Annotated in this window: 7 protein-coding genes; 2 read left to right on the forward strand and 5 right to left on the reverse strand. The window is 37.9% G+C overall.

Annotated features, from left to right (window positions below; all coding sequences use genetic code 11):
* Window positions 1–95: 95 nt before the first annotated feature.
* The 5 genes from FG27_RS09950 to FG27_RS09970 all read right to left on the reverse strand — a co-directional run bounded on the left by FG27_RS09950 (window position 96) and on the right by FG27_RS09970 (window position 8,135).
* Window positions 96–1,175, reverse strand: a complete 1,080-nt coding sequence (locus FG27_RS09950; protein WP_156101222.1) for a hypothetical protein — start codon at window positions 1,173–1,175, stop codon at window positions 96–98.
* Window positions 1,176–1,197: 22 nt separating this feature from the next.
* The gene (locus FG27_RS09955) at window positions 1,198–2,781 is read right to left on the reverse strand and encodes a RagB/SusD family nutrient uptake outer membrane protein (protein WP_197051683.1); all 1,584 of its coding nucleotides are present in this window, start codon (window positions 2,779–2,781) and stop codon (window positions 1,198–1,200) included.
* A gap of 5 nt (window positions 2,782–2,786) precedes the next feature.
* A complete protein-coding gene (locus tag FG27_RS09960) occupies window positions 2,787–5,957 on the reverse strand; it encodes a TonB-dependent receptor (RefSeq protein ID WP_037318583.1) in 3,171 nt (1,056 codons plus the stop codon).
* 309 nt (window positions 5,958–6,266) lie between these two features.
* Window positions 6,267–7,250: a glycoside hydrolase family 5 protein gene (locus FG27_RS09965; RefSeq protein WP_051935814.1), complete on the reverse strand. Its 984-nt coding sequence runs from the start codon at window positions 7,248–7,250 to the stop codon at window positions 6,267–6,269.
* Window positions 7,251–7,262: 12 nt separating this feature from the next.
* Window positions 7,263–8,135, reverse strand: a complete 873-nt coding sequence (locus FG27_RS09970) for an AraC family transcriptional regulator (RefSeq protein WP_037318586.1) — start codon at window positions 8,133–8,135, stop codon at window positions 7,263–7,265.
* Window positions 8,136–8,343: 208 nt separating this feature from the next.
* On the opposite strand from FG27_RS09970, the gene FG27_RS09975 reads away from it, so the two are divergent.
* Window positions 8,344–9,465, forward strand: a complete 1,122-nt coding sequence (locus FG27_RS09975; protein ID WP_037318588.1) for a glycoside hydrolase family 26 protein — start codon at window positions 8,344–8,346, stop codon at window positions 9,463–9,465.
* A gap of 13 nt (window positions 9,466–9,478) precedes the next feature.
* Complete coding sequence (locus FG27_RS09980) at window positions 9,479–11,317, forward strand: sodium:solute symporter family protein (RefSeq protein WP_037318590.1); 1,839 nt, start codon at window positions 9,479–9,481, stop codon at window positions 11,315–11,317.
* Window positions 11,318–11,319 lie beyond the last annotated feature (2 nt).

Genomic DNA, 11,319 nt, shown 5'->3' on the forward strand with positions numbered 1-11,319 from the left:
AACCTCCAGTTTGGAACTATCCAGTTTTAAGTGAACAGTTCCAAAGTCTATCAGTTTCATATTTTATTTAAGAGCATTTATAATCAGCATTGAGTCTATAGAAAACCAAAGTCATCTACATAGAAAACATACTGTGCTTTTCCGGTATTAGAAGATTCCTGGAAATCTATCCTGTTTATTACTGCGGGAGCTCCTCCATTAGGAAAGAAATCTGCCAATGGAATAACAACTTTAGTCCATTCTCCGGGAATAAGTTCTACTGTTACCTGGCCTGCAAAATCGTTTATAGCGATGTTTACGGTTTCCCCGGGATCTCCTGTTCCATATAAAGAAACAGTTATATCGCTATATTCATTGAACGGAATATTTGGAGCCAGGAATGTTAATCCAGACCAGGCTTCTCTAACACTCTTAATGGAATATTGACCTAAGGCCTGCTCGGTAGATTGTACATCAAAAGTACCGCCCCATTGGCTCATTTCCCAATCTGGGTTAAGCTCGTCTATATAAATGGAATAGCTAAAGCCATAAGAATCTGATTGGGCAGAAGCACCTCTGGAAGTTTCCAGGTGTATAAATGCTTGCTCAATTCCATCAGGAACTGCTACTGTAACTTCGGTTTCGTTCACCGATAGAATTTCGGCTTCCCGCTCTACTAGTGTTCCTTCTTCCTCGCTACCCGATGCGAATATTACTGCTGATGTTTCTGTAAAATCCCCTCCAATAAGAGTTACTGTTTTTTCACCGGCTTCAGTAGTACTTTCAGTAAAATCTGTAATCGTTAATAATGAGAAATCATATTCTGTAGTACCACTAAGGTTTTCTACCAACATAATGTTATCCTGCCCAACATAAGGAGCTGTCTCTGGAATTGTAACAAAAGCCAATTCATCTGTGCCCAGGGCCGGATTGAAACTTGCTCGTTCCCCATTAAAATATATACCTATTATAGAACTTAGGTTTTCACCTCTTATAATATAGGTGTTTTCTAAAGTACCTTGTGTTACGGGAACATCTTCTCTTGCTTCGCTAACACTGGTAATTACTGGTGGCGCATTGCCTCCTTCAGTTTCTTCAACATCAAACTCACTATCGCAAGAGACTGTAAAGATTGCTGAGAATACCAGCAAAAGCAGACCGAGACGGTTTTTTAAATTAATTTGTAGATTTTTCATAATATTTTTATTGAAAATTTTATTATTCCTCATCAAAATCATAAGGTACCGGTGCCTCTAGTAAAGCCGGGTTGTTTTGTGTTTCGTTACTTGGGTAAGGAAACAATAGATCATCCATATTTGGGGTGAAAGTTTCAGACGCTACAGTAGGAGGTGTGGTATCGTTATTAAAAGTTCCTCGTTCTGTTTGTGCTAAGAAATTTATCGCGAAATCTGGCCCGCGTCTTACCACATCATACCAGAATTCGAACTCAAAAGCTAATTCGATTCTGCGTTCCTGGAAGACATCATCTATTGTAGGGTTTTCTATATTTTCAAGCCCCGCTCTTCTTCTAACCTTGTTAAAAGATTCTGTCCCTTCTGCAACTGAACCGCCTCCCATAAGGGCTGCTTCAGCGTGAATAAGCAAAAGTTCTGCATACCTTAGAATATAGGTGTTGTTGGGGTAGCTTTGCATTCCGCCGCCGCCATTAGAGGCTGCGTTACCTACTACATATTTTTTAATCCCGACATTGGTTCCCTGGTGGTTTACATTTTCTGAAACCGTATAACCATCGTTAAGATCTGGATATACAGCACCTGGGTCCATAATTGTGGCATAATAACGTAGATCTTCTTCCTTATCTTCATAAGCTTCTTGTAAATCTAAAGAAGGTCCAATGGCTGAATATCCATCTGAAAATCCAGTAATACCTGCCTGGGCAAAAAGTGATTGTAACCCATTTCCTTCTGCATATTGTCCGGAAGTACTCCACTGTAATGCAAAAATAGATTCTGGGTTATTATCATTTTCGGTTAAGAAAAGATCGTAATAACTACCTGAAGGATCGCCATCTTCAGCATCGCCACCATAAAGTTTAAATTCTCCTGAATTAATAACTTCATCTGCCAGTCTATATGCTTCTGAGTAATTCTCTTCGTAAAGATAGATTTTCGCCAGCATGGCTTTTGCTGAACCACTGGAAACCCTTGCGTTCTCTTCATAATTTGACCCCCTGGTATTATCGTCCAGGTTTTCCATAGCAAACATCAAATCCCTTTTTATAAATTCATATACATCTTCCTCGGGGTTTCTTGGAACTACAGGCTCTAATACATACTCTGTGTTATCTGCAATAATTGGAACAGAACCAAAGATTCTAACTAAATAGAAGTATGCGGTAGCCCGAACAAATCTTGCTTCTCCAATGGCATTGTTGGTTACCTCCACAGAAACGTCTTCCCCTACAGCTGTGGGTAGTGTATTTATAAGACTGTTAGATTGCGCTATTACTGCATATAAAGATTCCCAGGCCTGTGTTAAAGTACCATGCTCACCGGTAATGGCAAAATTACCAAAATCTGCATTTCGTGGATCCCAGGTTCTTCCATTACCCGAACTTAATTCTCCAATCCCCCAGGCTACGTTACTAATAAAATTGAACCAGGGTTTGGAATATAGGTGGTTGGTTGAAGATATTACCTGATCGTCTGTTTTATAGAAATCTGCTACACTGTAAGAATCTTCTGGCGGCCTTTCTAAAAATTCTTCACTACAAGAAGGGAAAAATAAAAGTAATGCTGCTATCGCTATAATTTTAGCGTTATTTAGTTTCTTCATCATCATATTTTTTATAGTTCAACATTAAGTCCCAGGGTAAAAGTTCTCGGAGAAGGATAGCGTCCATTGTCCAAGCCCATTAATAAGGCATTTTGATTATAAGATCCTACTTCAGGGTCGTAACCTGAGTAGTTGGTAAAGGTGTACAGGTTTTGAACACTACCATAAATTTTTAGTTTATTCAAACCTATTCTTCCTGATAGATCATTAGAAAAGGTATATCCTAGAGTAACATTCTGAATTCTTAAATAAGATCCGTCTTCAATATATCTGTCTGAAATATTAATGTTTGGAGTATCATTTCTTGCCAGCCTCGGGGCTGATGCATCTGGATTATCAACCGACCAGTAATCTAATACTGAAGGGGACTGATTAACGTAATAAGCATTAGCGGCCGTTAGGGTTCGGTTTACGGCGTTGAAAACATCATTTCCATAAGATCCTTGTAGAAATGTAGAAAGATCGAAATTCTTATAACTTACAGAGTTTTGAAATCCAAAAGTAAAATCAGGATGAGGGTTTCCAATTACAGTTCTATCATCATTGTCTATTACTCCGTCGTTATTTATATCGCGGTACTTTATATCTCCAAGCCAGGTTGTGCTAAACAGTGCATCTTCAAACGGTCTTCCAAATTGAACCGCTGCACCCTCGAAATCTGAAGTAGTTCTAAAAAGTCCTTCTACCTGATATCCGTAGAACATTCCCACAGGGTCTCCCACTCTTGTTAAGGTAATGTTTTGATTTGAATCATTTAGGCTTATATCTCCATTAATGGTTAAGTCGCCCAAAAGTTCTGTAACTTCATTCTTATATCTTGATAATGTAAGAGTAGAACTAAAGTTAACATCAGAGTTTCCTAGGGTTTTATAAGATAAAGTAAGATCTACCCCTCTATTTACCATTTCGCCCAGGTTTACCCAGGGAGCCGTAATTGCTCCGGGAGAATTTCCTCCGGTAACAAAATCGGTCACGGCAAGTTGGTATAAGAAGTCTTTAGATACTTTATTATAAACTTCTACAGTAGTACTAAGTCGGTTTTCAAACATAGTGAAATCCAGACCTAAGTTGGTTTGTGTAGATGACTCCCAGGTTAAATCGGGATTTCCGAAATTAGCATATTCGAAGCCAGTTCCCATTCCTGTATTAATGGTATTTAAACTAACTCCGTAAGCGAAGTTTGGAATTGCCTGATTACCAACTTCACCATAACCACCGTATAGTTTAACATTCTCAATAGCCTCTACATCGCTCATAAAAGCTTCGTTGGATAGTCTCCACGCAGCTGAAATAGAGGGAAAATATCCCCACTTATTACCTTCTGCAAATTTTGAAGAACCATCTGCACGAATAGAAGCTGTTACATTATACCTATTATCGAAAGAATAAATAGCCCTACCAAAATAAGATTCGAGAGCATTACTACCCTGATATTGATCGGTGAAATCGTTAGCGTTACCTGTACCCAAAATAGGGACATCATTTCCTACAAAATTACCATCCTGGGCAATTACTCCTTCCCAGGTAGATTGCTGCACTTCCTGACCTACCAGTGCAGTAAGATCGTGCTTATCACCAAAGGTATTATTATAGGTCAAAAGGTTTTTGATTACCCAAAAATCATTGCTTTCCCTTCTTACATTAAGAATGTTTTCTCCACGATTAATAGCTCCATAGCTAAAGGTCGGTTGAAAGCGGTCACTTTGGTTATATCCAAAATCGCCACCAAATTCAGATCTAAAACTTAGGTTTTCGTGAAGTGTGAATTCCGCAAATAAATTACCAAAAAGTCTGTTTCGGGTAAGGGTGTTATCAATATTTAAAGCTTCAGCGATAGGGTTTCTAATGGCAAAAGCGATTTCCTGCGGGGTTTGTGGCCCTGCAAAAGAACCATCGGCATTATAAACGGCCGTAGCAGGATTATTCAAAAGCGATAGTGATATTAACCCATTACTGGCATTGTTAAGTGTAATTTGATCGTTGGTTCTACTTCCGGTTAAAGTTACTCCGGTTTTAACCCAGTCATTAATTTTAGCATTAATGTTGGCCCTTACTGTTGCCCGATCAAATCCGGAACCAATTACAGTACCTTCCTGATCTGTATAAGAAGCTGAAATAAAATAATTTATATCCTCACTTGCTCCCGAAAAGGAAAGCTCATGGTTCTGCTGCATTGCATCATCAAAAATTTGTGCCTGCCAATCTGTACCAGGCCCTAGGAGACTTGGATTTAGAAATTCAATTTGCTCATCCAATCCATAAATTTCTCCGATGGTATTTTGAAGTTGAGCATACTGCTGCAGATTCATAACATCTATTTTATTGGTAGGACGTTGGATAGCCGCATAGGTATTGTAGGTTAGTTTTGCTTTTCCTTTTTTACCTTTTTTAGTAGTAATTATTACTACCCCATTGGAACCCCTCGAACCATAGATTGCAGTTGCAGAAGCATCTTTCAAAATATCTATAGATTCTATATCATTTGGGTTTATGGAAGAGAGCGGGCTAACGTCTGTAGATCCACTACCTGCTCCAATACCTCCATCTGCAACCGAGCGGCCACTTGTTGAAATGTTTTGGGAATCTCCGGAAATTGGAACTCCATCTATAATGTAAAGAGGTTCGCCGGAACCTGTAATAGTGTTCACCCCTCTTATTTTTACTGAAACTGCACTACCTGGCTGGCCTGAGTTTTTAGTAACCATTACCCCTGCAGCACGACCCTGCATAAGTTGGTCTACACTTACTTGCGGAATATTTTCTATAGCCTCGGCATCTATTCTAGATACAGAACCGCTTATATTCTCACGAAGTTGAGAGCCGTAACCTATTACTACCACCTCATCAAGACTGGAAGCATCTTCGGAAAGCGTGACACTTAAATTTTCACCACCGCTTACTTCAACTTCCTGGGTAGCAAAACCTACAAAACTGAATACCAATATTGCATTTTCTCCAGTGGTTATTTCAAAATTGCCATCAAAATCTGAGGTAGTGCCATTGCTGGTGTTTTTTTCTATGACGTTTACGCCCAAAAGTGGCATGCCGTTCTCGTCGGTAATTGTACCGGTAACTGTTTCCTGTGCCTGGCTAAGCTGCGCGGCAGAGCAAAACAGCAAAACCAGTAAAATTTTGCTATAGCTCCATAAACTATAGCAGGAATTAAGTAAAAGTTTGTACATAAATACTAATTTGAATATGATTTTAACAATTAAGGTTTTAGTAATTTTTAAATACTCCTGTTGCAGTATTTAAAATAATAAGCCTAAAATCTAACATATTCAAAATTACACTATAGGTTAAGAAAGTGTTAATAGTATTTTATCATTTAATGATAATATTTTTTCCGTTTATGATTTACATTTATTAATCAGAAAATTATAAGTCAGACTTATTGAGATTTAGGTAGATAAAGCAATACAATTTTGTGAGATTTCTAGTTTTTTAGGCTTGTAAATAAAACCTAACTGTAGAAATTACAATCTAATACTTTAATTTTTCTTTGATGAAGTTCTTAAAATAGACTTAATAAATAAGCCCGATTCTGAGATATTTTTATGTTCTTTTAGTCCTGATGGCAGCGTACCGGGTAATAGGGCTGCCGAAGCTTCGTCTTTATCGGCTATAGACCAGTTGCACCAGGAAAGATTGTGTGTATCCATAAATCTCATCCATTCTTGCGTTTCTTCTTTATAAACCTTTCCGTCACCATCGGCTTCTGTAGTTCCAAATTCGGTAACAAAAATTGGAAGCCCTGCGTTTATCGCCTCTTCTGCTTTATGCATAAGTCCTTCCTGATGTGTGCCCGCATAAAAATGAAGGCCATATGCAATATTTTGTTTCTTTATTGGATTTTTTGCTGCCTCCTCTACATCCTGGGACCAGTTAGGCATTCCGCAAACAATAATATTATCGGTATCAAATTTTCTAATTTCTGCTATAATTTCTTCGTGATAGGGTTTTAAAACCTCATCCCAGGAAACGTCTAATGGCTCATTGTAGGTTTCATAGATAAGGTTTGGATAATCACCATACTTTTTAGCTACCTCAGCAAAGAATTTTTTAGCCTCTGCGGTATGTTCTTCAGCATTATGATCGTGCCAATCTACAATAACATATATGCCATTGGCAATAGCTGCATCTATCACGTTAAATATTTTTTCCTTTTCAATTTCGGGATTTTCCAGATATCCGCCATGCTCTATCCCCATTGCGGCACGTACCACGGTGACATTCCAATCCGCTTTCAAAATATCTATACTTATAGAATTATAATATTGCGGTTGCCACTGGCTCCAAAATAACGACATACCTTTTAACTGGACAGGTTCACCTTGTTCATTCAAAAGCTTTGTGCCCTCAATTGAGAGTTGCCCGTTTTGTGCCACAGCTGAGTTTGAAGATTGCGCAGCAATTTCCAGGCAAGAAAAAAGTAATATTACAAGAAAGCCAAATGATCTGTAAAAATATTTCATAGTTTGATTGTTTTATAGTACTCGTTTAATCCCGCTAAATTCATCACGATATTGACTAGGGGTGCAATTTTTACTCTTTTTAAAAACCCGGTTGAAATTGGCAATATTATTAAAGCCACATTTAAAAGCGATCTCTGCAATGCTTAGATCTTTTTCTATTAACCAGCGCGCCGCATAACCAATTCTGGTATCATTGATATATTCAATAAAGGTTTTTCCGGTTCTCTTTTTTATAAAACGGTTAAATGAAACCTGGCTCATATTAACGAGTTCAGAAATCTCAGCCAGGGAAATTTTATTATGATAATTTTCCTGGACGTAATCGTAAATTATCCTTATTTGATCGCTGTTTTCAAAATCTTTATTGTTCGAAGTGTAAGTTGATAATAGGCGCTGATTCCTGGAAGTAGCAAGATCATGCAAAATAGAAATTAACTCCAGAAAGTAATCTATACTATCTATTTTGGAGAGTTTAAGAAGCTTGGGTTTTATTTCAGTAGAGATTTTCTCTGAAAATAGAATGCCATGTGCAGAACGCTCAAACATATCTTTTATAGGTTTCATAATTCTGCGACTAAGTAATCTCGTATCAAAAAGATCGTCATGAAACTGTATGGTGATCTCGTGTATCTTATCGCTCTTACAATTATGTAACTGCCACCCGTGCTGAATATTGGGTCCTACCAAAACCAGTTCTAAATCACTTATTTCTTCCATACTATCTCCAACCACCCGTCTTACTCCTTTGCCGTTTAGGACGAAATTGAGTTCATATTCCGGATGAAAATGAATTGGAAAATCAAAATCGTTTTTAATTCGGTCAAAAACTAGGAAACTGTCTTCAGGAGCTAAAGGTGTGATTTCGCGATGTATATCTTTATTCATAATAAAAGGACTTTCGGAATAGAGAAAATTTCATCAATAAATGACAAAATCATATTAAGTTAATAAATTGAAGCGTATTATTTTTGGAATTCCTTAACAACTGACTACTTAAAAAATGCAATCACTAATTGGATGGGTTAAATATAAAATAAGATTTAGTAAATCCTAAATCATTTAATCAGATCTATAGTATTAAATAATCTTTTCAATGAATAAATTAATCAAAATCCTGACATTGCTAGTTTTCGGTTTATCTATTTTTTCGTGTAAAACAGCCAAGGATATTGATTTTGATAAAATTCAGCTTGCAGATAAACAAGCCACCAAAGAGACAAAAATCTTATATCAAAGAATCCAGGATATCGCTAAAGAGGGGATCGCTTTTGGGCATGAAGATGCAACAGCCTATGGGGTAAACTGGAAAGATGATGGTAAAAAGATGAATAGTGATGTAAAGAAAATTACCGGAAAATTCCCGGCTGTTCACGGTTTCGATCTTGGACATATAGAATTAGGTCGATCTACAAATCTTGATACGGTTTCTTTTGATCTCATGCGAAGGCATATAAAAAAAATAAATAGAAAAGGGGGTGTTATTACAATGAGTTGGCATCTTGATAATCCGGTAACCGGTGGTGATTCGTGGGATACAGCAACTGCCGTATCTCAAATTCTGAAAAACGGCGGGGAACGTGAAAAATTTGAATTATGGATAAAGCAGCTTTCAAATTTTTTTAAGTCACTAAAAGATGAGAAGGGGAATTACATCCCTGTAGTTTTTAGACCATATCACGAAATGAACGGCAGCTGGTTTTGGTGGGGAGAAGGTATTGTAAGTAATGAAGATTATAAAAACTTGTGGCGGGAAACTATTGCATTGCTTCAGGAAAATCAGGTGCACAATTTACTTTATGCCTATTCACCAAATACCGTAGGCTCTATAGAAGAATTTAATAAATATTATCCGGGAGATGAATTTGTTGATGTTTTAGGAATAGATATTTACAACCATAGTGGAGATGAAGCCTTTACGGAAAGCCTTAAGCAAAATCTGGAAATTTTAAAGAACAAAGCAACTGCCAGCAATAAACCCTATGCACTTACCGAAAGCGGAAACAATAAATTTGGGATGAATGCCGAATGGTGGACCGAAGCGCTTTACCCCGGAATTAAAGATTCCGGTATTGCGTGGGTATTGGTATGGCGTAATGCCCGGCCAGATCATTATTTTGCTTCCTATAAAGGCGATGTTGCAGAGGAAGATTTTAAAGCATTCGAAGCCCTGGAGGAAATACTTTTTTTAAAAGAAATCAGCAAAATTAACTACTAACCAATTTCAATTTATGCTACAAGGCCTGGATATACTTATTATCTTACTTTACCTTACCGGAACTATTTTAATAGGCCTTGCGCTTAGAAAAAAAGCCCAAAAAAGTAAAGATGATTACCTAATGGGAGGCAAAAACCTTCCCTGGTATATGATGGGTCTTTCCAATGCCTCGGGTATGTTTGACATTTCCGGAACAATGTGGCTTGTAACATTAACTTTTGTTTATGGCTTTAAAAGTATCTGGATTCCCTGGCTTTGGCCGGTTTTTAACCAGGTGTTTCTTATGGTTTATCTGTCGGCCTGGCTTAGAAGGTCTAATGTAACCACTGGAGCAGAGTGGATCTTGTTTAGATTTGATAGCGGGCGCGGTGGCCGCTGGTCTCACGCCATAATAGTGGTTTTCGCCATTTTAAGTTGTCTTGGTTTCCTGGCCTACGGCTTTATTGGGTTGGGTAAATTTGTAGAAATATTTATTCCCTGGGATATTGTTTCCGTTTATATCCCTTTTGACGTTCCTCCTTCTTACTTGCCTCATTTCTACGGAATAATCTTTACGCTTTTTGCCGTGTTTTATTCGGTATTGGGTGGAATGTCTGGTATTGTCTGGACAGATGTACTTCAATATGGAATTATGACCATTTCTTCTATTGCCATCGCGGTAATTGCCTGGCAGGCTATGGGAGAAAACACACTTAATGTGCCAGATGGCTGGATGAATCCATTCTTCGATTGGGAGCTAAATATGGACTGGTCTGGAATTATAAGCGATGTTAATACCAAAATCGCTTCAGATGGATATTCCCTTTTCGGAATCTTCTTTATGCTCATGGTTTTTAAAGGTATTCTCTCCAGTATTGCAGGCCCCGCCCCAAATTATGACATGCAGAAAATCCTTTCTACAAAATCCCCTTTGGAAGCTGCAAAAATGAGTGCGTTTTCTATAGCTGCGCTTATACCTACCCGTTATCTTATGGTGGGAGGATTTTCAATTTTAGGAATACTCTTTTATGAAGATCTAAAACTGAGTACAGCGGGAGTTATAGACTTTGAAAAAGTTTTGCCCGCTGCCATAGAACAATTTGTGCCGGTAGGATTACTCGGCTTGTTGCTTGCCGGTTTACTTGCTGCATTTATGTCAACATTTGCAGGTACTTTAAATGCTGCCCAGGCCTATATTGTTAATGATATTTACTTAAAATATAAAAATCCGCTTGCTACATCTTCTAAAATTAAGTTGATGAACTACAGTAGCGGTATAGTGGTGGTTTTAATAAGTATTGTGCTTGGCTTTTTTGTACAGGATGTAAATTCAATTCTGCAATGGATCGTTTCCGCGCTTTACGGAAGTTATGTAGTATCCAATGTTTTAAAATGGCACTGGTGGCGCTTCAATGGAGAAGGATATTTCTGGGGGATGCTTTCAGGAATAATCCCGGCCCTTATTTTCCCGATTTTTACAGATACACTGGATCTATACTATTTCCCTATCATCCTTTTAATATCAATTGCCGGAAGTATTATAGGAACTTATTCTGCCCCGCCAACCAATAGAGCTTTGCTCAAAGATTTTTATAAGAATACAAGGCCCTGGGGTTTTTGGGGACCCATACACCGCGAAATTACCGCTGAAGATCCAAATTTCACCAGAAATAACGGGTTTAGCCGTGACATGATCAATATAGTCGTGGGAACCCTTGGCCAAACTTTACTGGTTGTCATTCCTTTATACCTCATTCTGCATGAAACCCTACCCATGCTGGTGTGTATTGCAATATTAATTGTTTGTATCATTTTTCTTAAAAAGAACTGGTGGGATTATATCAAAAAAGAACCAAACATTACCAATAAATAAGA

The sequence above is a fragment of the Salegentibacter sp. Hel_I_6 genome, assembly GCF_000745315.1.
GTDB lineage: Bacteria > Bacteroidota > Bacteroidia > Flavobacteriales > Flavobacteriaceae > Salegentibacter.